This window comes from Rhizobium ecuadorense, assembly GCF_001187535.1.
GTDB lineage: Bacteria > Pseudomonadota > Alphaproteobacteria > Rhizobiales > Rhizobiaceae > Rhizobium > Rhizobium ecuadorense.
The window spans coordinates 1-210 of sequence record NZ_LFIO01000753.1 but is presented as its reverse complement, the minus strand read 5'-3'; the positions used below and the strand labels follow the sequence as shown (position 1 = coordinate 210).

Sequence of the window (210 nt, the reverse complement as noted above, 5' to 3'; positions counted from 1 at the left end):
ACTGCTCGAGGCAGGCGGGGACGATGCGGCCGAGAGCGTTACAAACCCTACGCAGTGGCCGCTCAATCTCGGCTCGATCCGGGACTGGGGTTTTGTCGGACAACCGGCACCTGGCCTGGACGGTCGACGTCTTCCTCTCAGCATGGGCAAAGGGCTCGGTGGCGGTTCGAGCATCAATGTCATGGTGTGGGCCAGAGGACACAGGGGAGA

Annotated in this window: 1 protein-coding gene; it reads left to right on the top strand. The window is 63.3% G+C overall.

All coding sequences use genetic code 11. The features are described 5' to 3' along the window. Window positions 1-210, top strand: a 210-nt coding sequence (locus tag AF337_RS40370) for a GMC family oxidoreductase N-terminal domain-containing protein (protein WP_193393616.1), incomplete at both ends; no start/stop codon positions are given.